The organism is Streptomyces sp. VNUA24 (assembly GCF_029167005.1).
Taxonomy (GTDB): Bacteria; Actinomycetota; Actinomycetes; order Streptomycetales; family Streptomycetaceae; genus Streptomyces; species Streptomyces scabiei.
The window spans coordinates 6,700,156-6,723,261 of the sequence record NZ_CP119143.1 but is presented as its reverse complement, the minus strand read 5'-3'; the positions used below and the strand labels follow the sequence as shown (position 1 = coordinate 6,723,261).

General features: G+C 71.8%; 17 protein-coding genes and 1 tRNA gene. 11 read left to right on the top strand and 7 right to left on the bottom strand.

All coding sequences use genetic code 11. The features are described from left to right. Positions 1-162 precede the first annotated feature (162 nt). Together PYR72_RS28835 and PYR72_RS28830 are read right to left on the bottom strand one after the other, a co-directional pair. Complete coding sequence (locus PYR72_RS28835; RefSeq protein WP_275457999.1) at positions 163-2,928, bottom strand: SUKH-4 family immunity protein; 2,766 nt, start codon at positions 2,926-2,928, stop codon at positions 163-165. 7 nt (positions 2,929-2,935) lie between these two features. Continuing rightward, a complete protein-coding gene (locus PYR72_RS28830) occupies positions 2,936-3,946 on the bottom strand; it encodes an SMI1/KNR4 family protein (protein WP_013003033.1) in 1,011 nt (336 codons plus the stop codon). Between the two features lie 322 nt (positions 3,947-4,268). On the opposite strand from PYR72_RS28830, the gene PYR72_RS28825 reads away from it, so the two are divergent. After that, positions 4,269-4,769 (top strand): YwqJ-related putative deaminase, encoded by a 501-nt coding sequence (locus tag PYR72_RS28825; RefSeq protein ID WP_275457998.1) that lies wholly within the window; start codon positions 4,269-4,271, stop codon positions 4,767-4,769. A 223-nt stretch (positions 4,770-4,992) separates the two neighbouring features. After that, a complete protein-coding gene (locus tag PYR72_RS28820; protein WP_275457997.1) occupies positions 4,993-5,487 on the top strand; it encodes an SUKH-3 domain-containing protein in 495 nt (164 codons plus the stop codon). An 84-nt stretch (positions 5,488-5,571) separates the two neighbouring features. Here the strand turns inward: PYR72_RS28820 and PYR72_RS28815 are convergent, their stop codons facing one another. Continuing rightward, complete coding sequence (locus tag PYR72_RS28815; RefSeq protein WP_275457996.1) at positions 5,572-6,915, bottom strand: histidine kinase; 1,344 nt, start codon at positions 6,913-6,915, stop codon at positions 5,572-5,574. Positions 6,916-7,082: 167 nt separating this feature from the next. On the opposite strand from PYR72_RS28815, the gene PYR72_RS28810 reads away from it, so the two are divergent. The 7 genes from PYR72_RS28810 to PYR72_RS28780 all read left to right on the top strand — a co-directional run bounded on the left by PYR72_RS28810 (position 7,083) and on the right by PYR72_RS28780 (position 12,787). Next, positions 7,083-7,955 carry a hypothetical protein gene (locus PYR72_RS28810; protein WP_275457995.1) on the top strand — a complete coding sequence of 291 codons (873 nt, stop codon included), beginning with the start codon at positions 7,083-7,085 and terminating at the stop codon, positions 7,953-7,955. An 11-nt stretch (positions 7,956-7,966) separates the two neighbouring features. Further along, positions 7,967-8,037, top strand: a tRNA-Gln gene (locus PYR72_RS28805). Between the two features lie 138 nt (positions 8,038-8,175). Beyond that, positions 8,176-9,624: a bifunctional UDP-N-acetylglucosamine diphosphorylase/glucosamine-1-phosphate N-acetyltransferase GlmU gene (gene glmU, locus PYR72_RS28800; protein WP_275457994.1), complete on the top strand. Its 1,449-nt coding sequence runs from the start codon at positions 8,176-8,178 to the stop codon at positions 9,622-9,624. A gap of 110 nt (positions 9,625-9,734) precedes the next feature. Further along, complete coding sequence (locus PYR72_RS28795) at positions 9,735-10,709, top strand: ribose-phosphate diphosphokinase (RefSeq protein ID WP_013003028.1); 975 nt, start codon at positions 9,735-9,737, stop codon at positions 10,707-10,709. 183 nt (positions 10,710-10,892) lie between these two features. After that, the gene (locus PYR72_RS28790; protein WP_275457993.1) at positions 10,893-11,486 is read left to right on the top strand and encodes a 50S ribosomal protein L25/general stress protein Ctc; all 594 of its coding nucleotides are present in this window, start codon (positions 10,893-10,895) and stop codon (positions 11,484-11,486) included. Between the two features lie 86 nt (positions 11,487-11,572). Beyond that, a complete protein-coding gene (gene pth, locus PYR72_RS28785) occupies positions 11,573-12,175 on the top strand; it encodes an aminoacyl-tRNA hydrolase (protein WP_059079913.1) in 603 nt (200 codons plus the stop codon). Between the two features lie 78 nt (positions 12,176-12,253). Further along, positions 12,254-12,787, top strand: coding sequence for a hypothetical protein (locus PYR72_RS28780; protein WP_275457992.1), 534 nt, complete (start codon positions 12,254-12,256; stop codon positions 12,785-12,787). Positions 12,788-12,982: 195 nt separating this feature from the next. Here the strand turns inward: PYR72_RS28780 and ppc are convergent, their stop codons facing one another. After that, complete coding sequence (gene ppc / locus PYR72_RS28775) at positions 12,983-15,715, bottom strand: phosphoenolpyruvate carboxylase (protein ID WP_275457991.1); 2,733 nt, start codon at positions 15,713-15,715, stop codon at positions 12,983-12,985. Positions 15,716-16,096: 381 nt separating this feature from the next. Here ppc and PYR72_RS28770 point away from each other — a divergent pair, with 381 nt between their 5' ends. Continuing rightward, complete coding sequence (locus PYR72_RS28770; RefSeq protein WP_059079916.1) at positions 16,097-17,131, top strand: fatty acid desaturase; 1,035 nt, start codon at positions 16,097-16,099, stop codon at positions 17,129-17,131. After that, the gene (locus PYR72_RS28765) at positions 17,128-17,805 is read left to right on the top strand and encodes a TetR/AcrR family transcriptional regulator (RefSeq protein ID WP_037724988.1); all 678 of its coding nucleotides are present in this window, start codon (positions 17,128-17,130) and stop codon (positions 17,803-17,805) included. Before PYR72_RS28770 ends, PYR72_RS28765 begins: the two co-directional genes overlap by 4 nt. 186 nt (positions 17,806-17,991) lie before the next feature. Here the strand turns inward: PYR72_RS28765 and PYR72_RS28760 are convergent, their stop codons facing one another. The 3 genes from PYR72_RS28760 to PYR72_RS28750 all read right to left on the bottom strand — a co-directional run bounded on the left by PYR72_RS28760 (position 17,992) and on the right by PYR72_RS28750 (position 22,988). After that, positions 17,992-20,076 carry a glycosyltransferase family 4 protein gene (locus PYR72_RS28760; RefSeq protein WP_275457990.1) on the bottom strand — a complete coding sequence of 695 codons (2,085 nt, stop codon included), beginning with the start codon at positions 20,074-20,076 and terminating at the stop codon, positions 17,992-17,994. Positions 20,077-20,565: 489 nt separating this feature from the next. Then, positions 20,566-21,429 carry a PaaX family transcriptional regulator C-terminal domain-containing protein gene (locus tag PYR72_RS28755; protein ID WP_275457989.1) on the bottom strand — a complete coding sequence of 288 codons (864 nt, stop codon included), beginning with the start codon at positions 21,427-21,429 and terminating at the stop codon, positions 20,566-20,568. 188 nt (positions 21,430-21,617) lie between these two features. Then, positions 21,618-22,988: an MFS transporter gene (locus tag PYR72_RS28750; RefSeq protein WP_275457988.1), complete on the bottom strand. Its 1,371-nt coding sequence runs from the start codon at positions 22,986-22,988 to the stop codon at positions 21,618-21,620. Positions 22,989-23,106: the final 118 nt, after the last annotated feature.

The following is a 23,106-nucleotide window of genomic DNA, read 5'->3' as shown; positions in this document are numbered from 1 at the left end:
CACTCCGTGCGAGGGTCACGGGAGGACCCGCGTGCGCCGGACAGGAGCAGGGGCCCGGGCGGGGGCGGCCGGCGCACGCGAAGGGCCCGGCCCCGGTCTCGTACGACCGGGCCGGGCCCTCGGCACACGCGCGCGTGGCGCGGCGGCGTCAGCCGCGACGGATCACAGCAACCCGTCCCACATCTGCTCCAGCAGCACCGACCACCAGCTCTCCGGCGAGGCGAGCGCCGCCGGGTCGAGCGCGGCGAGCTGCGCCTGGAAGTCGACGGTCCAGCGGCCCGCCTGCTCCTGGTTGAGCCCGAACCGCAGCCGCCACATCCGGCCGAGCAGCGCCAGGCAGCGCGCGAACTCCGGCAGACCGGTGTTCACGAACTGCGGCGGCACGGGCGCACCGCCCGGCCCCGCCTCGACCGGCACGGCCACGATGTTCGCCGTGCCGTACTGCACACACAGCGCCTTGCCGAAGTCGCTGCCCATCACCAGGTACGACCCCGCGTCGGCCGCCGGCTGCACCCCCCGCTCCTGCGCCAGCTCCGCCAGCGTCGGCACCGGACGGCCCGGCTGGGCCTGCGCCCAGAAGAACGGGCCCATGTCGACCGGCAGCCCGGCCACGACCAGCGTGTGCGCCACGATCGGCGGAACGCCCTGCCGCGACACCGCCTGCTGGTCGAACCGGAACACCCCCGGCCCGAACGCCGCCGCCATCTCCTGACCGATCGCCTCCGGCGGGACCGGCGGCGCCGGCTGCACCGGATGCAGGGGCGCCCGCACCGGCGCGTGCCGGGCCGGACCGTCCGCCACCTGGTGCAACTCACCCTGGTGGGCGATGAGCTGGGCCATGCCCTGCTGGCGGCTCGCGTGGTCCTTGCCGTACGGCGCGATGGACGTGATGCGGGCGTTCGGCCACTGCTCACGGATCATCCGCGCGCAGTACGCCCCCGGCAGCTCGCACGACTCCAGCTCCGTGTGCAGCTCCAGCACCGCCTCCGGCGGGATGTTCATGCCCCGCAGCTCATGGAAGATCTGCCACTCCGGGTGCGGCGTCCCCGGCGCCGAACGCCGGATCACCTGCTGCTCGGAACCGTCCGGCGCCCGGAACCGCAGCACGGCCTGGTAACCGGGACCGACGGCGGGCTGACCCACGGGCGGCTGCGGATAGCCGTACGCCGGCGGGGCACCCATCGGCGGACCGGGCACCGGCCCCGGCTGCCCTGGACGACCGGGCATCCCCGGGTGCGCGCCCGGCGGCATCCCGGGCGCGCCCGGACCGCCCACGGCAGGCCCGGCCAGCATCGTCTCGGCATGGTGCACGGGCCCGGGACCAGCGGGGCCGCCGGGGCCACTCGGCTGACCGGGAGCCCCGGGGTGACCGGGAGCCCCGGGGTGACCGGGAGCCCCGGGCACACCCGGCTGCCCCGGAGCGCCGGGCGGACCCGGCGGCAGCGGCGCGCCCGGACCGCCCACGGCGGGCCCGGCGAGCATGGTGGCCGCGTGGTGCATCCCCCCGGCGGGCGTGCCCCCGGGCGGATTCGGCACCCCGGGGGCACCGGGCGCACCCGGACCACCGGGCTGCCCCGGAGCACCGGGAAGGCTCTCCGGCCCGTTCGGGCCGAGGGCGGAGACCAGCTGGGTCGGCACGTACCCGCCCGCCGGGGTACCCGGCGCACCGGGCCCGGACGGCGGCGGAGGCGTACCGCCCGGAGCACCCGGGGCACCGGGCGGAGCCGGGGGCGGCGGCACACCGGGCCCACCGCCCCGGCGCGGCGGCGCCGCCTTGCTCGTGGCCGCGTCGGCGATGTCACCGGCATGGGGCGCCGGCGCACGCCCCGGCGGCGTACCAGGACCCTGCGCGCCACCGGGCCCCTGCGGATACCCGTACGACTGCGCACCGGGCGGCGGGGTCCCCGGACCCTGCGGGCCACCCGGCCCCTGCGGATACCCGTACGACTGCCCGCCCGGCGGCGGGGTCCCCGGACCCGACGGCTGCTGCTGCGCCGGGGCGCCCGGCGTGCCCGGCGCGGAGCCGGGGCCGCCCAGGACCGGCGACACGGCCGTCCGGGGAAGCCGGCTGCCGCCGGAGATCAGCGCGGTCTGCGCGTCCGGCAGCGCGTTGGGCGCCGGAGCGTCGTCCTCGTCGCTCACCTCGGTCAGCTGCCGCGCGAACACCGTCTCCGGCAGCGGCACCGAACGGTCGTCCCCGGCATCGGCGTTGGTGTCCGTGCCCGCCCACGGCGTCGCCCCGTCGGGCACCCCGGGGACCTCGTCCTGCGGCTCGGTCTCCCTCGGCGGCGGCACCGCGTCCCGCACCTCGTCCTCCGCCGACGCGGCGGCGGGCCACGGCGTGGCGTCGGCCGGCGCGTCGGACACCCCACGACCGCCGGAGGAAGACTGCCCCACCGGCCCCGCCAGCGTCTCGGGCAGCGCACCACCGCCCCCGGACGCCCCGTCGGCGCCCACCGAGCCCGACCCGCCCGGACCGTCGGCCGCAGCGGCCGCCGCACGGGACCCCGCACCGTCCGAAGCGTCGTCCCGGGCACCCGCGCGGTGATCCGGGATCCCCATCCGGTCCGCCGCCTCCTGCAGCCACTCCGGCGGAGTCAGCAGGAACGACGTCTGGTTCAGATCCACCCGGGCCGCCGGCACCGGCGCGGGAGCCGGAGCCTCGTCCACCCGGCCGTACTCCTCCTCGAACCGGCGGATCACCTCACCCACCGGCAACGACGGCCACAACGTGGCATCCCCGCTGTCCCGGGCGATCACCAGCCGCTGCGCGCCACCGTCGGACCGCGGACCGTCCGCACGGTCCTCGGCCCACACCACGAACCCGAGATCGAACTCCCGCACCCGCACCTCACGGTGCTGGTACGCCGGCAGATCCCCGTTGATCCACTCCTCGGCGCGCTCCTGCGCCTGAGCGAACGTCACCATCGAAAACTCACTCCCCCACCGAGGACGCGGCGGCGCCCGCGGCGACCGGCACGGCCTGCGCGAAGCCACCGTCCACCATCAGGTTGGCCACCGTCTCCAACTCCGGCGGATTGCCCGCCAGCCGGGCCAGGAACGCGTCGAAGTCCGCACCCGCGGGGAGCAGCAGCCGCTCCACCCGCTCGGCCGGCGGCCACGACGGATCGACGTCACGGGCGTCGTCGTACGCGCAGAACCAGACCGACCCGATCCGGTCGCCCTTCACCTTCACCGCGAGAATCCCGCCCTGCGCGAACGCCACGGCCAGGTAATCCTTGGTGAGGTGGTCCCGCAGACACTTGTTGACGTACACCAGATCGTTGACCGCGGCCTCGTCCCGCACCGTGAAGAACGGCTGGTCGACCAGCAGCCCCAGCTCCGCGTCCAGCGCCGCCCCGACGGGCGCACAACCGCCCGCCGCCTTCAGGAACGACCGGTACGCACCCGGCAGCCGGTACCCGAGATCCTCCTCGACCCCCTGCACCTGCGCCTCGGTCACCGCCACCGCCGACGACTTCGGCAGCCCGAAGTGCGCCGGCCGGGTCTCCTGCAACGGCCGCGTGCCCCGCTTGTGCTGGTCCACGCGCGCCGTCGCGATACCACCGTGGTGCCGCAGCAGCGCCTTCACCTCGACCGGCACCAGCTCCAGCCGCCGGCCGCCCGGCGCGTGGTGCCACGTCCAGCCGTGTGGCGTCGCCACCGGCGGGATCGTGTCCCACAACTCGTGCCCGGTCGCCGCCAGCGCCGCGTTCGCGGACACGTAGTCCGTCAACCGCAGCTCGTCCACCCCGAACCCTTCCGGAGGATCGGCGATCTCCGCCGCGGCACGCGCGTAGGGCGAGAAGTCCGGATAGCCGTGCGCGTCGACACGGACACCCCTCGGATGACGCGCGGCCCGGACGGGGTCCGGGAACTGCACGACCTGCCCGGCGTAGGCCGCGTTCGGCGGCGCGGCTTGCTGCCCGAGCCGACCTGTCGTCATGGCGGTAGCCCCCTGCGGCGTTCTGTGTGACCTGCTCTGGCTGCGATGTCGCTCTGTCGTACCGCTCCCCCGAGCGGAAAAGACCCTGATACGGCCTGTTCCGCCCACCTTCGATCGCAAGACCGAAAGGATCGCGGTGGTCGACAGCCTATGCGGTACGACGGCACCGGTCACCGGGCCTCCGGTTCCGTGACCAGCCGTCACACCACCCTTACGGAACGCCGAAGCCCGGGCGTGTCGAACTGCCCCAGCTTCCGCACGGGCCACGCCGTTTGGCACTCTGTGTCCCCTGGCGGGGTATGCACAGGAGGGGATCACGTTCATGAGCGCGACGCAGGCGGGACCTTCGGGCGACCCCCGCATCGGCTGGAGCACCGCGGAACAGCCGCACGCCCCCGCCCTCCTCCACCGCCGCGACGGCATCCTGCCCACCGTGGCCGCCGCCCTCTCCGTACGCGGCGAGACCCTCACCGGCACCGCCGCCCGCGGCGACCACGCCCCGCCCCTGCACCCCCTGGTCCAGGAGTTCCTCGACTCCCTCGCCACCGCACAGCGCGACCGCTTCACCGGCCGCTGCGCGGAGGCCATCCTCATCTCCCGCCACATCACCGCCGCCGACGCGGCCCGCAGCAGGCGCGCCGCCCGCAGACCCATGTCCAACGGCGAGGCCCGCAAGGCCCTCAAGCAGGCCAAACTCACCACCCGCCACATCCGCGAGGACGGCGACCCCCTCCACGGCGCGTTCGCCACCCCCTGCCGCTCCTGCGCGGCGCTCAGCGCCCACTTCGGCGTCCGCGTCGTGGACCCGGCACAGGACAACTGAGCCGGACCACCCCGCCCGGTCCCACCGGACACCCTCCCGGCCAGGAACCTCTCCCCCGGAAATCGCGTCGGAACACACGAAACCGCTCCGGGACCGCGAGCCACCTGGTACGCCGGAACCCCGGCCCCTCACCGGCCCGCACGCGCACCACCCACGCACCACCGACGCACCACCCCAGCACCATCGGTGAACCACCGACGAACCCCCGACGAACAAAGGGCAGATGCACACCGACCGCACCTCCACCACCCGCTTCTCCGTCCCCGTCGACGCCGCCCTGCGCACCGCCGGATGGCTGCCGGGCCGCTGGGACATAAAGCAGGCCGAGATCTGGGCCGACACCCTGCGCGAGCACACCTCCCCGGCCGGCCACCGCCACGCGGTCTTCCCGGCCGCGGTCGAGGCATGGGCCGAGTTCGGCGGCCTCCGCCTCACCGCCCAGGGCCCCGGCCGCCGGCTCGCCCCCGCCGACCTCCACCTCGACCCGCTGCACGGCCTCCACATGGCCCGCACCCTCGGGGACCTCGGCCGCGCCCTCGACACCGAGGTCTGCCCCCTCGGCCACGAGACCGCCACCCACTCCCTCGTCGCCATCGACGCCGAGGGCCGCACCTACGCCCTCGACCACACCGGCGACTGGTACCTCGGCCCCACCATCGACGCGGCCCTCACCACACTCCTGACCGGCACCGACCCGACCCGCCTGACCGCCAACTGAACGCGGCGCGCCGCCCCGGACCACCCGCAACGCCCCCCCACGAGCCACCACGAGCCGCCACGCACCCCCACACCCCCGCGCCCCCTACGACGCCGGAATCACCGCCGACACCCGGAACCCCCCGGCGTCCGTGGGCCCCGACACGAAGACACCCCCCAGCTCCGCCACCCGCTCCTTCATCCCGAGCAACCCGTTCCCCCCGCTCGGCAACCGCGCCGCCCCCGCCGCACCCGGCACCGGCGGCGCCCCGTTCTCCACCTGCATCGCTATCTCCGCCGCCCGATGCGCCAACCGCACATGCGTCTTCGCCCCCGCCGCATGCTTGTGCACATTCGTCAGCGCCTCCTGCACCACCCGGTACGCCGTCTGCTCCACCTCCGCCGCGTACACCCGCACCTCCCCCTCCACCGACAGCTCGACCACCATCCCCGCCGCCGCCGACTGCCCCACCAACGCCTCCAGCTCGGCCAGACACGGCCCCTCACCGGCCTCGTCCTCCGCCCGCGAGGCCGCGGCCGCGGCAGCCGCCCCCACCGCCGCCAACGGCACCGGCGCCGACGCCGGCTCCACCCGCGCCATCGACGAGAACCCCTCACCCGACCGCAGCACCCCGAGCATCTCCCGCAACTCGGTCAACGCCTGCCGCCCCATGTCCCCCACGAGCGCCGCGTTCCGCACGGCCTTCTCCGGATCCTTCCGCGCCACCGCCTGCAACGCCGCCGCGTGCACCACCATCAACGACACCCGGTGCGCCACCACGTCGTGCATCTCCCGCGCGATCCGGGTCCGCTCCTCACCCCGGGCCCACTCCGCCCGCTCCTCCGCCCGCTCCGCGAGCAGCTGCAACTCCCGCTCCAGCGAATCCGCCCGCTCCCGCAGGCTCTCCATCAACCGCCGGCGCGCCCCCACGTACAGCCCCAGCAGCACCGGCGGCGCCGTCAGCCCGATCGCCATCGTCGACGCCAGGAACGGCGCGAACGCCTCCCCGCCCCCGACGGCCCCGTCCCCCCGCAGATCACTCTGGGTCGCCTGCACGAACCACACGATGAACACACCGGCGAACGCCATCCCCGACAACGCCCCGATGATCCGCCGCGGCGCCTCCGACGCCGCCAGCGTGTAGAGCCCCACGAGCCCCATCAGATAGCCCATCTGGGCGGGCGCCACGGCGATGAACACCAGCACGACCGCGACGGGCCACATCCGTCGCACCAGCAGCACGGACCCGGCGAGCGCCCCGAACGCGACCCCCACCGCCTCCGGCAGCCCGGCGTTCCGCGCGAACGTCACACCCTCCACCGCGCACTCGACCGCCGACACCAGCGCCAGCCCACCGTCGAGGAACGCCCCCCGACGCCGCTCCCACCACCACGGCCCGGCCCCGTCCCCCGTCCCGGCCGCGGTGTGGTCTTCCCCCGTCGTGGTCATGGCCCAAGCCTACGTTCGAGCGCCACGGCTTTTCCGGCGAGTTTCCCGTACCGCCCCACACCACGCCCCACCTTCGAACAGAAGCGAAACCACCCGCTTTCCCTCGAACTGCTGAATCGCCCGTCGTTCGACCCCGGAACCCCTCATTCCACCCGGACGGTATGCCCATGGCACATCCACACGGCAAGTACGCCGACTTCGAGGGACTACGGGACCAGGCGCTGACCCTGCGCCGCGAAGGCCTCAGCCGCCGCCAGATCCGCGACCGACTCCACGTCGACAACAACGACCTCCTCAACCGCCTCCTGGAAGGCGAACCGCCGCCGGAATGGACGAAGCGTCCGAACGCGAAGGACGACCTCCGAGCCAGGGCCAGAGAGCTACGCCTCCAGGGCTGGACGTACGACCAGATCCAGGTCGAGCTGGGCTGCTCGAAGAGCTCGATCTCGCTCTGGGTACGGGACCTGCCGAAGCCGGAGCGCACGCGCAGCGCCGAGGAAGCGTCGGCCATCGCGAGAAGAGGCTGGGAGGCCACACTGCAGCGCCGCGAAGAGGAGCGCCGACTGACAAAAGCCACAGCCATGCACGCGATCGGCGAGCTGTCCGAACGAGAGGTCTTCCTGGCGGGCGTCGCCCTTTACTGGGCGGAAGGCGCCAAGGACAAGTCGTACAGCCGACGAGAGAGGCTGGCCTTCATCAACAGCGACCCGAACGTCATCCGCTTCTTCCTACGCTGGCTCGATGCACTCGGCGTGGAGCGTGACCGACTGCGCTTCCGCGTGAGCATCCACGAGTCGGCCGACGTGACGGACGCCGAAGCATTCTGGGCCGAACTAGTCGGCGTGAATCCCTCCGCACTACAGAAGGCCACCCTCAAGAAGCACAACCCGAAGACGAAGCGGAAGAACACCACAGAGGCCTATCGAGGCTGCCTGAGCATCTACGTGCTCCGCAGCGCCGACCTATACCGTCGCATGGAGGGCGCTTGGTACGGCATAGTGGGGGGCGGCATCGCTTCCGATCTAGGAAATCGGACATAGCGGTTAAACTATCCCGGATCGTCTAAGGGTAGGACAAACGGTTTTGGTCCGTTGAATGAGGGTTCGAATCCTTCTCCGGGAGCCCACAGCACACAAGACCTCAGTTCGGGTCCTGACCCCAAGCACCACGGGTCAGGGCCCGCTCCCATTTCCCCCTCTCAACGCCCCGGTATCCTGCGGATGACAACCCCCTCCCCATCCACAGCCGAAGGGCATCCCCGTGAGCGCAACCCGCCCGGCAGCCGTCGTCGTCCTCGCAGCGGGTGAGGGCACCCGTATGAAGTCGGCCACACCGAAGGTTCTGCACAGCATCTGTGGCCGTTCGCTGGTCGGTCACGTCCTCGCCGCCGCGCGGGAGCTGGAGCCGGAGCACCTGGTCGTCGTCGTGGGGCACGCCCGCGAGAAGGTCACCGCGCATCTCGCCGAGGCCGACCCCGGCGTACGGACGGCGGTGCAGGCGGAGCAGAACGGCACGGGCCACGCGGTGCGGATGGGCCTGGAGGAGCTGGGCGGGGTCGTGGACGGGACCGTGGTCGTCGTCTGCGGTGACACTCCCCTGCTCACGGGCGCGACGCTGCGCGCCCTGGCCGCCACGCACACGGCCGACGGCAACGCGGTGACCGTGCTGACCGCCGAGGTCCCGGACGCCACCGGCTACGGCCGGATCGTGCGCGACGGTGCCTCCGGTGCCGTGACCGCGATCGTGGAGCACAAGGACGCCACCGAGTCGCAGCGCGCGATCCGTGAGATCAACTCCGGGGTCTTCGCGTTCGACGGGCAGCTCCTCGCGGACGCCCTGGGGAAGGTCAGGACCGACAACAGCCAGGGTGAGGAGTACCTCACGGACGTGCTGGGGATCCTGCGGGAGGCCGGGCACCGGGTGGGTGCCTCGGTCGCCGGGGACCACCGTGAGATCGCCGGGATCAACAACCGTGTGCAGCTCTCCGAGGCGCGGCGGATCCTGAACGACCGGCTGCTGACCGAGGCCATGCTCGCCGGGGTGACCGTGATCGACCCCGCCACCACCTGGGTCGACGTCACCGTGACGTTCGAGCAGGACGCGCTGGTCCACCCGGGGACCCAGTTGCTGGGTGCCACGCATCTGGGCGAGGGCGCGGAGGTGGGGCCGAACACGCGGCTGAAGGACACGCGGGTGGGGGCCGGCGCGCGGGTGGACAACACCGTGGCGGACGGTGCGGAGGTCGGGCCGCAGGCGAGCGTGGGGCCGTTCGCGTACATGCGCCCGGGTACGCGTCTGGGTCCGAAGTCGAAGCTCGGTACGTACGTCGAGACGAAGAACGCGACGGTCGGCGAGGGGACGAAGATCCCGCATCTGTCGTATGTCGGTGATGCCACGATCGGCGAGTACTCGAACATCGGTGCGGCGAGTGTGTTCGTGAACTACGACGGCGAGAGCAAGCACCACACGACCGTCGGGTCGCACTGCAAGACGGGTTCGGACAACATGTTTGTGGCGCCTGTCACGGTCGGGGACGGCGCGTACACCGCCGCGGGGTCCGTGATCACGAAGGATGTGCCGCCCGGTTCGCTGGCCGTGGCCCGTGGCCAGCAGCGGAATATCGAGGGTTGGGTGGCTCGTAAGCGTCCGGGGAGCGCGGCGGCGAAGGCCGCCGAGGCGGCCGCCCGGGAAGACGAAAGCGCAAGCTGACCGGAAACAGGTGCGCCAAGGACGTCGTACCGTGATAAGTGCACACCCGCACCCCAGCTGAGTGAGCGGCTTCCGCATGCCTGGCTGAGAACCTCTGAGGAGACAGTGCTGTGACCGGGATCAAGACGACCGGCGAGAAGAAGATGATGTTCTTCTCCGGCCGCGCCCACCCCGAGCTTGCCGAGGAGATCGCCCAGCAGCTGGGTGTCGGGGTCGTCCCGACGAAGGCCTTCGACTTCGCGAACGGCGAGATCTACGTCCGCTACCAGGAGTCGGCGCGTGGTGCGGACTGCTTCCTGATCCAGAGCCACACGGCTCCGATCAACAAGTGGGTCATGGAGCAGCTGATCATGATCGACGCGCTGAAGCGTGCGTCGGCCCGTTCGATCACCGTGATCGTGCCGTTCTACGGTTACGCGCGGCAGGACAAGAAGCACCGTGGGCGTGAACCGATCTCGGCGCGTCTGATCGCGGATCTGATGAAGACGGCGGGTGCGGACCGGATTCTCGCGGTCGACCTGCACACGGACCAGATCCAGGGCTTCTTCGACGGTCCGGTCGATCACCTGTTCGCGCTTCCGCTGCTGGCGGACTACGTGGGCGCGAAGGTGGACCGGGACAAGCTGACGGTGGTGTCGCCGGACGCGGGCCGTGTGCGGGTGGCGGACCGCTGGTGCGACCGGCTGGGCGCGCCGCTGGCGATCGTGCACAAGCGGCGTGACAAGGACGTGGCGAACCAGGTGACCGTCCACGAGGTCGTGGGTGAGGTCAAGGGCCGGGTGTGTGTCCTGGTGGACGACATGATCGACACCGGTGGCACGATCTGCGCGGCCGCGGACGCGCTGTTCGCGCACGGTGCGGAGGACGTCATCGTGACGGCGACGCACGGTGTGCTGTCGGGTCCGGCGGCGGATCGGCTGAAGAACTCGAAGGTGAGCGAGTTCGTGTTCACCAACTCGCTGCCGACGCCGAACGAGTTGGAGCTGGACAAGATCACGGTGCTGTCGATCGCGCCGACGATCGCGAGCGCGGTGCGTGAGGTGTTCGAGGACGGTTCGGTGACGAGCCTCTTCGACGAGCAGTAGGGGTCACCGGCGTTCGCCGGAGATCGTTTTGGGTACGGCCTTCCTTTCCGAGTAGACTGCTGCAGTTGCTCGGCGAGGGAGGCCGTACCCGTGTGTACGGCGGTCCGTTATCGACGCGCTCTTCGTAGCAGGCCGATGGTTTGGCCGGGTGACCACCTTTCCCCCGTTCTACGAGGAGTGATCATGTCCGAGGTCAAGCTCGCCGCGTCGACCCGTACCGAGTTCGGCAAGGGCGCCGCCCGCCGTATCCGTCGCGACGCCAAGGTTCCCGGTGTTCTGTACGGTCACGGTTCCGACCCGCTGCACCTGACCCTTCCGGGCCACGAGCTGCTGCTCGCGCTGCGTACGCCGAACGTCCTGATCTCCCTGGACATCGACGGCAAGACCAGCGAGCTGGCGATCCCGAAGTCCGTGCAGCGCGACCCGATCAAGGGTTTCCTGGAGCACGTCGACCTGCTGCTCGTGAAGAAGGGCGAGAAGGTCACCGTCGAGATCCCCGTGCACGCCGAGGGTGAGCTGGCGGCGGGTGGCAACCTGCTGGAGCACGTCCTGAACGCGCTGCCGGTCGAGGCCGAGGCCACGCACATCCCCGAGTCGGTCACGGTCTCCGTGGAGGGCCTGGAGGCCGGCGCGTCCGTCCTCGCGAAGGACATCACCCTGCCGAAGGGTGTCACCCTGGCCGTCGACGCCGACGCCGTGGTGCTGCAGGTGCTGGCCGCGCAGGCCGAGGAGCCCTCGGAGGAGTCCGCCGAGGGTGACGAGGCCGCGGAGGCCTGAGCCCTCGCTCCGTCATCGGTTCGTCAGCCGCTGCTTCCCTCCGGGGGGCGGCGGCTGGCGCGTATCCGCCCGCGTACCAAGGAGACATGCACGTGACGACCGATCCGAGTGCCCCCTGGCTCGTCGCCGGGCTCGGCAATCCCGGGCCCGAGTACGCGGCGAACCGGCACAACGTGGGGTTCATGGTGGCCGATCTGCTGGCCGAGCGGATCGGGGGGAGGTTCAAGCGGGCCGGGAAGGCGCAGGCGCAGGTCGTGGAGGGGCGGATCGGGCCGCCGGGGCCGGCGAACCGCCGGGTGATCCTGGCGAAGCCGATGTCGTTCATGAATCTCTCGGGCGGGCCGGTGACGGCTCTGCGGGACTTCTACAAGGTGCCGGTGGCGAACATCGTGGCGATTCATGACGAGTTGGACATCGACTACGGTGTGCTGCGGCTGAAGCTCGGTGGTGGTGACAACGGTCACAACGGGCTGAAGTCGATGACGAAGGCGATGGGCTCCGACTATCACCGGGTGCGGTTCGGGATCGGTCGTCCGCCGGGCCGGATGCAGGTCGCGGACTTCGTGCTGAAGGACTTTTCCGCCGCGGAGCGCAAGGAGTTGGACTATTTCGTGGACCGGGCGGCGGACGCGGTGGAGTGCCTGGTGATCGAGGGGCTGGAGCGGGCGCAGGGGACGTACAACTCCTGAGCCGATCCGGACAAGTCCCGATTCGTGCGCTCGTGGGCGCCGACCTGGGGGAGTTGACCGACCGCAGGGGCATGGCCAATGATCCCCGCCATGCCCGCCACCAAAGCACCCGCTCACCGTTCGCCGCGCCGTCGGCGCGCGGGCGGCGGTGGTACGTCGGTCGCGCTGCGGTACGGGCGGCTGGCGGCGACCGGGGTGATCGCGGTGGTGCTGCTGATCGCCGGGGTGTGGGGCTCCTGGGACTGCGCGCAGCACGTGATGCTCAGCAAGGGGCGCGAGCAGGGCACGATGACGGTGTCCCGGTGCGTCGGTGAGACCTGCTGGGGTCCGTACGAGCCGGTGTCGGCGGGGTCGCGGGCCCGGGGCCGGGTCGACATCGAGCGGTCGGTGGCGGTGGAGACGGGTGAGACGTACACCGTCGTGGTGAAGCCGGGCAGCAGTGACGTGGTGCGGACGGGTCCGGCGGGTCTGCTGCACGCGTGGGTGCCGTTGGGTGGGGCGCTGTTGTTGGCGGCGGTGGTGGTGGCCGGGGGGCTGCGGATGGTGCGGTCGGCGTGGGTGCTGGGCGGGCTGGGGTTCGCGCTGATCACGGCGGCGTGGGTGGCGCTCTGAGCCTGCGGCGCGGGGCGGACGGTTCGATAGCGGCTGACGGCCCGGTGGGGCTTCTCGCGCAGTTCCCCGCGCCCCTAAAGGCCCAGGCCCCTGCGGGCCTGAAAAGCACAGGGCGCAGCCCCTGCTTTTCAGGGGCGCGGGGAACTGCGCGAACGGCCCCCACCGGGCCGCCCGCCGCGAACGAATCCGCCGAAGTCAGCCCGTGTTGCGCAACCCCGCGGCGACACCGTTGACCGTGAGCAGCAGCGCCCGCGCCAGCAACGGATCCGCCTCCTCCTCCGCGGCGGCAGCGTCCCGCTGACGCTTGAGCAGGGCGACCTGGAGATACGAGATCGGGTCGAGGTAGGCGTCACGGATGGAGAAGGTCTGCTGCAGGACGGGGTTGGCGTCGAGCAGCTTCTCCTCGCCGGTGACGCGCAGCACCTCGCGGACGGTCAGCTCGTGTTCGGTCCGGATGGTGTCGAAGACGTGCTTGAGCTCGTCGGGGACGAGGGTGTCGACGTAGTGCTGGGCGATCCGCAGGTCCGTCTTGGCCAGCGTCATCTCGACGTTGGAGAGGAAGTTGCGGAAGAAGTGCCACTGCTCGTGCATCTCGTCGAGCACGGTGTCCAGGCCGGCCTCGCGCAGTGCCTTCAGGCCGGAGCCGACACCGAACCAGCCGGGCACGATCTGCCGGGACTGGGTCCAGCCGAACACCCAGGGGATGGCGCGCAGACCGTCGAGGGAGACACCCGAGCCGGGGCGGCGGGAGGGCCGTGAGCCCAGGTGCAGGTCGGCGAGCTGGTCGACCGGTGTCGAGGCGAGGAAGTACGTCGGCAGGTCGGGGTCCTCGACCAGCCGGCGGTAGGCCGCGTGGGCGGCGTCGCTGACCAGGTCCATGGCCGCGTCCCAGCGGGCGAGGGCCTCGACCGACTGGCGGGGGGAGGTGTGCAGCGCGGATGCCTGCAGGGTCGCCGCGACCGTGAGTTCGAGGTTCTCCCGGGCCAGGGACGGCACGAGGTACTTGTCGGAGATGACCTCGCCCTGCTCGGTCACCTTGATCTCGCCCTCCAGCGTGCCCCACGGCTGCGCGAGGATCGCGTCGTGCGAGGGGCCGCCGCCGCGGCCGACGGTGCCGCCGCGGCCGTGGAAGAGACGCAGGCGTACGCCGTAGCGGTGGGCGACGTCGCGCAGGCGGCGCTGGGCGCGGTGGATCTCCCACTGCGAGGTGGTGATGCCGCCGAACTTCGACGAGTCGGAGTAGCCGAGCATGACCTCCTGGACGTCGCCGCGCAGGGCGACGAGCCGTCGGTAGGAGGGGTCGGCGAGCATCTCTTCGAGGATCGTGTCGGCGGCCTTGAGCTCGTCGGTGGTCTCCAGGAGCGGGACGATGCCGATCCTGGCCCAGCCGGCGTGCAGGTCGATGAGACCGGCCTCGCGGGCGAGGACGGTGGCGGCGAAGACGTCGTCGGCGCCCTGGCACATGGAGATGATGTACGACTCGATGACCTCGGGGCCGAAGACGGCGAGCGCCTTCTTGACGGTCTCGAAGACGCCGAGGGTCTTGGCGCCGGCGGCGTCCAGCGGCGCGGGGGTGGGGGCCAGCGGCCTCCTCGACCGCAGCTCACGGGCGAGGAGCTTGTGGCGGTACTCGCGGGGCATGTCCTCGTAGCGCCAGGACTCCTCGCCGAGCCGGTCGAAGAGCTGGCCGAGGGCGTGGTGGTGGGCGTCGGCGTGCTCGCGGACGTCCATGGTGGCGAGCTGGAGGCCGAAGGCGGCCAGGGTGCGGATGGTGCGGTTCATCCGGCCGTCGGCGAAGAGGCCGCCGCGGTGTTCGCGCAGCGAGGTCTGGATGAGGGTGAGGTCGCGCAGGAGTTCGGCGGTGCCGAGGTAGTCGCGGCCGTCCTCGTGCGGGATGCCCTTGGCCAGGCGCTGCTTGGTGTTCTCCAGCTTCTGCCGGATGCAGGTGGCCTTGAGGCGGTAGGGCTCCTCGGCGTTGAGGCGCTTGTAGCGGGGGCTGATCTCGGGGAGGGCTTCGAGGTCGGCCCGGAGGGAGGTCAGCAGGTCCTCGGTGGCTCCGGTGTAGCGGATGGAGTTGGAGAGGAAGCCGCGCAGTTCGTCGATGAGTTCGAGGGCGTCGTTGATGCCGTGTTCGTGCTGGAGGATGAGGACGTCCCAGGTCACCTGGGGGGTGACGTTGGGGTTTCCGTCGCGGTCGCCGCCGATCCAGGTGCCGAAGGTGAGGGGACGGGTGGCGTCGGGGATGGTGACGCCGACCCGCTCCAGCTCGGCCGTCAGGTCCTCCAGGACGTCGCCGACCGCGCCGGCGTGCAGTTCGTCCAGGTAGTAGATGGCGTTGCGGGCCTCGTCGGCGGGCTCGGGGCGTACGACGCGCAGTTCGTCGGTCTGCCAGACGAGGTCGATGTTCTCGGCCAGTCGGGTGTCGTGGCGGCGGCGGTCGGAGTCGATGACGGGGGTCTCCAGCAGCGCGGCGATGCGCCGGAGCTTGTTGAGGACCGACCGGCGTGCCGCTTCGGTGGGGTGGGCGGTGAAGACGGGGCGGACGTTGAGGTTCCCGACCGTTTCGCGTACGTGTTCGGGGTCGGCGTCCTTCAGGCGGTCGGCCGTTCGGGCGAGCAGGCCGCCCTCGGCGGCACGGCGTGCCCTCAGCTCGCGGCCGCGGTGCACCTGTTCGGTGACGTTGGCCAGGTGGAAGTAGGTGGAGAAGGCGCGGACGAGCTTGGCGGCGGTCTCCAGCTCGGTGCCGCGCAGCAGGTCGGCGGCGGCTTCGCCGTCCTCGCGGGTCAGGCGGCGGACGCGCTCGACCAGGTCGAGAAGGTCGGGGCCCTCCTGGCGTACGAGGGTCTCGCCCAGCAGGTCGCCCAGGCGCCGGATGTCGGCGCGCAGTTCGCTGCTGACCGTGGTGGTCTGGTCGTCGGCACTGCTCACAGGTGCGGCTCCTTGCAGTGTTGAAGCTCGTCCGGAGGGGAACCCGGGCGGGGGCCCGGTGGGCGGCGGCCTCGCGGGCCCCGGCGTGCGGGCGGGATGCGGAGCGGACCGCGCTGTCCGACCGCGTCCAGGATAGGCGTCCGTGCGGGCGCCTCCGGAGACGGGTGCCACTTTTGCGGCACTGAGTGCCACCTGTCCAGCGAGCCCGTCCGCCACACCTGGACGCGCAGAGAGGTGGACTCTTGCCGCCCGGCACCGCGCTGCCATACTTACGATGCCGTAGGTTACGGAACCGTAGGGAATGCCGTCAGGTGGCCCTCGCACGCTGTCGCCGCAGGCACTTCCCCCCACTCTCCACCCTCGACCCCCCAGGGGACGCCCATGAGCACAAGGTCCGATGTGATCGAAGACGCGCCGAACGCACATGGTTCGCCAGGCTCCGCGGCGGCCGGCTCGCCCGCGCCGTCGGCCACGCTGGGCGGCGAGCAGAAGCGTTCGATCGAGCAGATCACGCTGCTCCTGTTCATCATCGTCCCGTTCCTCGCGGTCGTCGCGGCGGTACCGCTGGCCTGGAACTTCGGGGGCGTGAGCTGGCTGGACCTCGGTCTGCTGGTGTTCTTCTACTACCTGGGCTGCCACGGCATCACGATCGGCTTCCACCGGCACTTCACGCACGGCTCGTTCAAGGCCAGACGCCCGCTGAAGATCGCGCTGGCGATCGCCGGGTCGATGGCCGTCGAGGGCCCGCTGGTCCGCTGGGTGGCCGACCACCGCAAGCACCACAAGTTCTCCGACGCCGAGGGCGACCCGCATTCGCCGTGGCGTTTCGGCGAGACGCTCCCGGCGCTGCTGAAGGGCCTGTGGTGGGCGCACATCGGCTGGATGTTCGACGAGGAGCAGACCCCGCAGGAGAAGTACGCACCGGATCTGATCAAGGACCCGGCGCTCCGGGCGATCTCCCGTCAGTTCATCTACTGGACGATGCTCTCCCTCGCGCTGCCGCCGCTGATCGGCGGTCTGGTGACGATGTCCTGGTGGGGCGCGTTCACGGCGTTCTTCTGGGGCTCGCTCGTCCGGGTGGCGCTGCTGCATCACGTGACCTGGTCGATCAACTCGATCTGCCACGCGGTCGGCAAGCGCCCCTTCAAGTCCCGCGACCGCTCGGGCAACGTGTGGTGGCTGGCGGTCCTGTCCTGCGGCGAGTCCTGGCACAACCTGCACCACGCCGATCCCACCTCCGCCCGGCACGGCGTGGAGCGCGGCCAGCTGGACTCCTCCGCGCGGCTGATCCGCTGGTTCGAGGTGTTCGGGTGGGCGTACGACGTCCGCTGGCCGTCACGCTCGCGTATCGATTCCAGGCGCAAGACGGGTGAGGACGGCTCCGAGCACCGGACGGCGGCCGCCGAGGCGGCATGATTGACGCCGTGGCGACCGACTCCAGCAGCACCCCGAGCAACGAGAAGCCGCGGCGTGTGCGCCGCACCCGGATGACGGGCGCCGAGCGCCGGGCACAGTTGCTGGAGGTCGGGCGGGCCCTGTTCGCCGCGAAGGGCTTCGAGGCGACGTCGGTGGAGGAGATCGCGGCGAAGGCCGGGGTGTCCAAGCCGGTGGTGTACGAGCACTTCGGCGGCAAGGAGGGCCTGTACGCGGTGGTGGTGGACCGTGAGATGAGCCGTCTGCTGGACATGGTGACCAGCTCCCTGACGGCCGGTCACCCCCGCGAGCTGCTGGAGCAGGCCGCCTTCGCGCTCCTGGACTTCATCGAGGAGTACACGGACGGCTTCCGCATCCTGGTCCGTGACTCCCCCATCCCGCAGTCGACGGGGTCCTTCGCGTCCCTGATCTCCGACATCGCCACGCAGGTGGAGGACATCCTCGGCCGCGAGTTCAAGAGCCGCGGCTTCGACCCGAAGCTCGCGCCGCTGTACGCGCAGGCGCTGGTGGGCATGGTCGCCCTGACGGGGCAGTGGTGGCTGGACGTCCGGCGCCCGAAGAAGGCGGAGGTGGCCGCGCACCTGGTGAACCTGGCGTGGCACGGCCTGGACGGCCTCAACCAGAAGCCGCGGCTGATCGGACACCGCAAGAGCTGAGCGGGGGTGCGTTGTCGGGTGCGGGCCCGGTGGGGCTTCTCGCGCAGTTCCCCGCGCCCCTAAAAGCATCAGGCCCCTGCGGGCCTGAGAAGCACGGGGCGCAGCCCCTGCTTCTCAGGGGCGCGGGGAACTGCGCGAGAAGCCCCACGCACCCGCACCCGCCGACGGAACCGCACCCCCGAGCCGTCAGGCGCCCTCGCCCACATCCCGCGCACTGAGCGCCAGCTCGTTGCGGACCGTGAAGTACGGCCGCACCCGGGTCCACCCCCGCCCCGCGTGCACGAGCACCCGCCCCGGCACCAGATCGGTCTTGCGCCGCTCCACCACGTCCCCGCCGATCCGCCCCACCGGCACTCCCGCCACCGTCAGGTCCCACAGATCGTGCTCGACCGCGCGCCGGGCCATGATCTCGCCGTACGGAACGGTGAACCGCACCACCCGCTCCCCGACGGCACGGGCGACGACGGTGAAGTCGTACGCGGTGTCGGTCCGGGAGACGGCCCGGACCTCGGCCCCCTCCCGCACGGCGTCGGCGTCCCCGTACAGCGTCGCGGTGACGGTCACCGACTCCTCGCCGACCTCGACGGTGTCGATCTCCGCGTGGGCGGGCCGCAGCCATGTCCGCAGCGCGAGGAACCCGTCGGCGGTCGGGTAGGGGATCCACGCCCCCACGCCGTCCCGGCCGGCGCGCGGCGGGCGCCCGACGAGCGCGGCCTGCTCGACCAGCCGCGCGGTCAGCCGCAGCCGCTTGGCCGTGCCGCGCGGCACGACGTAACAGTCCCAGCGGCCCTCGGCGAGGGTGTGCTCGGTGGGGCGGAGGACCGCCCGCAGCACGGTGTCCGGCGCGTCGGCGCCCGGCAGGACCGGCACGCCGATCTGCCGTTCGCCGGGGTCGCGGCGGAGCCGGGCGACGAAGTCGAGCGGCCCGGCCGGCAGCTCCGCGGGGTCCAGCAGGACGACGAGACCGCCGTCGCCGGTGGCGCGGGCGTGCGCGGACGGGGTGGCGGCGCTCCCCCCGGTTCCGGCGGCGGGTGTGTCCCGCACGCGGCGCGAACGGAGCGCCCGGGCGGCCCTCACGGCGAGCCGTCCGAGGCGGGCGGCGCCGTCCCGGCGGCGGCTCCGGGCGCCGGCCAGTTCCTCGAAGAGGTCCTCGTAGCGGCGGGCGACGGCGGCGGGCGCGTACGTCCCGGCCTTGGTGAGCGCCTCCTTGCCGAGCCGTTCGCGCAGGGCCTCGTCGGTGACGACACGGTTCAGGGCGTCGGCGTAGGCGTCGACGTCCCCGTCGAGCGGGACGAGGATGCCGTCCCGGCCGTCGGTGATGATCTCGCCGGGGCCGTGCGGGCAGTCGGTGGCGACGACCGGCACCCCGCAGTGCATGGCCTCGACGATGGTCATGCCGAAGGACTCCATGTCGGAGGAGACGGCGGCGACGGCGCCCTTGGCCCACTCGGTCTCGATCGGTGAGACCGCCCCCATGAGGAAGACCCGGTCGTGCAGCCCGAGCCGGTCGATCTGCTCGCGCAGGTTCTCCTTCTGCGGGCCGCGTCCGTAGATGCGCAGGGTCCAGCCGGGGTGGTCGGCGGCCACCTTGGCGAAGGCGTTCACCAGCCGGTCGTACCGCTTGATGGGGATGAGCCGGCCGGCGGCGACGATGACCCGGGAGTCGAGGGTGGAGCGTTCGACGGCGCCGGCCCGGACGCCGTTGGGCACGCACACGATGGTGGTGCCGACGTGGGGCAGCGCGGCACGGTACTGGGCGGCGTCGGCCTCGGAGACGGTGACGTAGGCGTCCAGACCGGCGATGGCCTTCGTCTGGTCGGTGCGCAGCGGTTCGCGGTACTGGTCGAGGCTCAGGTGCTCCTGGCCGACGCGGAGGTAGCGGCGACGGCCGTCGCGGGCGAGGTAGCCGTTGAGGTCCGGACGGGTGGCGATGACCACGTCGGCCTCGGTGCGGGCGAGGAAGCCGCCGATGCGTGCGTCCTGGAGCCCGGTGTAGGGCAGGTTCCCGGTGGCCCCGCTGTACGGGAACATCGTGCCGGGCCGTTCGGTGAGCGGGTGGTCGCCCTCGTAGCCGGCGGTTCCCTCCCGCAGGTCGATCAGCGAGGTCAGCCGGACGCGCGGATCGAACGTGAGGGCCGGTTCGGCGCGGGAGCGGTGGACGCTGACGACCTCGACGTCGTGCCGGTCGGCGAACGCGGCCGAGAGGTTGGCCGTCGAGCGGATGGTGCCACCGATACCGAAGGCGTTGTTGATCAGAAAAGCGATCTTCATATGTGGTTCCCCTGGAAACCGCCCGGGCGCGGGCGGCATCGCGCCGGTCGGTCAGGGAATGCGCGCGGGCACGGCTGTCACATGGTCGGCGATCGACGAATGAGCGATAGAACGAGGAATGAGTGAACGGGTGAGCGAATGAACGGGTGAATGCATGAATGAACGAACGGACGCAGCGGAAATCGACCGGACGCCCCGAAAGCGCGTCATACGGTGAAATTCCCGCCGGACGGCGAAAAGCCTATGCGGCGAACGTCCCGATTCCCGCCGGAACGCGCCGGGCGGCTCGACGGATCCTCATGGCCCCGGATTCGCCTGGTCACGGATTCGCCTGGTCACGGCAGGCTCCCCTGCCGGCCAGGTCAGGCGGATGGGAGGGGGAAGGAAAAGTGGGCCGAGATTATGTTCACCAGAAACAGGAACTCAGAATAATCTCGGCCACGCGCGCGCCGGAATTATCGGCCGCGACGTCACCGACTGATGTGCGTGCTACTGGTTTTCGAGCGGGGCGGGCCGCAGCGGAGTCGTCTCCAGTACGTCCGCCGCCATCCGTGCGGCCGGCTCCGCGGTGTGCGCGGCGATACGCCGGAACGTGTCCTGGGCCTGTCGCGCGGGCCATTCGGCGGGCAGATGCCGCACGGGAAGGCGCGGGTCGGTGCGGATGACACGCAGCCATTCGGCGACGAGCCGCAGCCGGGTGGCGATCGGGTCGGCGGCGGTGAGATCGGCGGTGGTCCACCGCTTGTCGAAGGCGACGTAGCGCGCGGCCAGTCCCTCCAGGTCCCAGCTCTCGCGGATCATCAGGCCGACGTCGGTGAACGCGTCGGCCTGCGCGTGGAACACCTTCACATGCGCGTCCAGACCCAGCTCGGAGACGATTCCCCGCACGTCCACCCGGCCCGGCGCGATCCACAGGCCGCTGTAGAGGGCGCCGAATCCGGACCAGGTGAGCCGGGAGCGCAGATCGTGCCGCTGGCGCTGCCAGGACTCGGGGAGGGAGAAGCCGAGGAGGGTCCAGGTGCCGTCCCAGTCCTCGTTCACGGCGCCGTCGCGCCAGATGCGCTGTCCGCCGTCGCGCAGGATGTCCCCCGCGTGCGGGGTGAGCCCGAAGAACATCCTCCGGCCCTCCCGCTGCCGCCGCAGCAGCCCCCGGTTCACCATCCGCGTCAGCGTGGACCGAACGGCCTGCTCTCCGGTGCCGACCCGCCCCAGCACGTCGATGATGCTCCCCGAGTACACCCCGAGGTCGCCTTCCTCCAGGTCGAGCACGTGATTACCGAAGAAGGACAGCACCAACGACTGCGGCCGCAACTGCGCACCGACGACATCGACTTCCAGGATCGCGTCCTCCACAGCGGTAAGGGTACGGGGGCTGCGCGGGCCGGTTCAGGCGACTTCCCCCGCCGGCAAGCAATCCACCACCGCCCAACAGAACCGCCCCGCAGGGGGCGCGGGGAACTGCGCGAGAACCCCCACCGGACCCGCACCCGAACACCCGCACCCCCCCCGCCCCGAACCCGGCCGCGGCCCGCCGCATCCCCCTACGAAGCCACCTCTTCCCTCGCCGCCCCCTCCCGGAGGGACACCTCGCCCAGTGAATCCCGGTGGGTCTCGCGGACGAACCACACGGTCGCGGCGGTGATCGCCGCACCCCCGCAGATCAGCAGCGAGATCGGCGTGCTGGACCCCCCGTCGGCCGCCACCAGACTCCCCGCGATCATCGGCGAGAACCCGGCACCGATCAGGGTGGCGAGCTGGTACCCGAGGGACGCCCCCGTGTAGCGCACCTTCGTCCCGAACATCTCGGTGAGCAGCGCCCCCAGCGGCCCGTACATCACGGACTGGGCGAACCCGTGGCCGAGGACGACCGCGAGGATCAGCAGTCCGGGCGAACCGGAGTCCACCAGCGCGAGCACGGGGAAGGCGAGCGCGACGGAGGCGACGGCCCCGGCGAGGACGACGGGCCGGCGGCCGACCCGGTCGGAGAGCGCCGACGCGCACGGCAGCACGACCAGGGCGACGGACGCGGAGACGGTGAGCGCGGTGAGGACCTGCGGCCGGGGGTAACCGATCCCGGTGGCGTACGCGATCAGGTAGCTGGTCAGCAGCGACTGGGCCGTGAACGCGCCGATGCCGACACACGCGGCCAGCACCAGCGCCCGCGGCCGGCGCAGCACGTCCACGATCGGCAGCCGCGCCTCGGTCCGGTCCTTCTTCACCTGGGCGAAGAGCGGGCTCTCGACGACCTTCAGCCGGACGAAGAGGCCGACGCCGAGCAGGACGACGCTGAGCAGGAACGGCACACGCCAGCCCCACGCGGTGAACTCGTCGCGGGGCATGGCGACGACGAAGGTCACGACGAGCGAGGAGAGCAGGGAGCCGAGCGGGGCTCCCATCTGCGTGAAGCTGGACCACAGTCCGCGCCGCTTCTCGCCGGCGTGTTCGACGACCATCAGGGTGGCCCCGCCCCATTCGCCGCCGATGGCGATGCCCTGGAGGACGCGCAGGGTGATCAGGAGGACGGGGGCCCAGACGCCGATCGTGTCGTAGGTGGGCAGCAGGCCGATGAGGAAGCTGGCGCCGCCCATCAGGCCCATGGTCAGCAGCAGCATGGACTTGCGGCCGAGCCGGTCGCCGTAGTGCCCGAAGACGATGCCGCCGAGGGGGCGGGCCACGTATCCGGCGGCGAACGTGCCGAACGCGGCGATCGTGCCGACGGCCGGGTCGGCGCCCGGGAAGAACAGTTCGCCGAAGACGAGCGCGGCGACGGTGCCGTAGACGAGGAAGTCGTAGAACTCGACGGCCGTACCGAGCAGCCCGGACAGCGCGACGCGGCGCAACTGCTTGGCGCGCAGGGCCTGTTCGGGCGGTCCGGGCTGTTCGGCGGAGGTGGGGAGGGGGGACGGGGGCATGCGGTTCTCCCTGGAGCGAGGGGGGAAGAGGGAGGGAACACCGCGAAGGTAGGCGCCTGTCTACCCGCCGTCAATATTCTGCACAACATCGACTTCGGGCAGCGCGCCCGGCCCCACC

What these genes read in the sequence shown, in the direction of transcription:
- PYR72_RS28835 (WP_275457999.1), bottom strand. Translation starts at nt 2,928, where the DNA reads ATGGTGACGTTCGCTCAGGCGCAGGAGCGCGCCGAGGAGTGGATCAAC.
- PYR72_RS28830 (WP_013003033.1), bottom strand. Translation starts at nt 3,946, where the DNA reads ATGACGACAGGTCGGCTCGGGCAGCAAGCCGCGCCGCCGAACGCGGCC.
- PYR72_RS28825 (WP_275457998.1), top strand. Translation starts at nt 4,269, where the DNA reads ATGAGCGCGACGCAGGCGGGACCTTCGGGCGACCCCCGCATCGGCTGG.
- PYR72_RS28820 (WP_275457997.1), top strand. Translation starts at nt 4,993, where the DNA reads ATGCACACCGACCGCACCTCCACCACCCGCTTCTCCGTCCCCGTCGAC.
- PYR72_RS28815 (WP_275457996.1), bottom strand. Translation starts at nt 6,915, where the DNA reads ATGACCACGACGGGGGAAGACCACACCGCGGCCGGGACGGGGGACGGG.
- PYR72_RS28810 (WP_275457995.1), top strand. Translation starts at nt 7,083, where the DNA reads ATGGCACATCCACACGGCAAGTACGCCGACTTCGAGGGACTACGGGAC.
- PYR72_RS28790 (WP_275457993.1), top strand. Translation starts at nt 10,893, where the DNA reads ATGTCCGAGGTCAAGCTCGCCGCGTCGACCCGTACCGAGTTCGGCAAG.
- pth (WP_059079913.1), top strand. Translation starts at nt 11,573, where the DNA reads ATGCACGTGACGACCGATCCGAGTGCCCCCTGGCTCGTCGCCGGGCTC.
- PYR72_RS28780 (WP_275457992.1), top strand. Translation starts at nt 12,254, where the DNA reads ATGATCCCCGCCATGCCCGCCACCAAAGCACCCGCTCACCGTTCGCCG.
- PYR72_RS28770 (WP_059079916.1), top strand. Translation starts at nt 16,097, where the DNA reads ATGAGCACAAGGTCCGATGTGATCGAAGACGCGCCGAACGCACATGGT.
- PYR72_RS28765 (WP_037724988.1), top strand. Translation starts at nt 17,128, where the DNA reads ATGATTGACGCCGTGGCGACCGACTCCAGCAGCACCCCGAGCAACGAG.
- PYR72_RS28760 (WP_275457990.1), bottom strand. Translation starts at nt 20,076, where the DNA reads ATGAAGATCGCTTTTCTGATCAACAACGCCTTCGGTATCGGTGGCACC.
- PYR72_RS28750 (WP_275457988.1), bottom strand. Translation starts at nt 22,988, where the DNA reads ATGCCCCCGTCCCCCCTCCCCACCTCCGCCGAACAGCCCGGACCGCCC.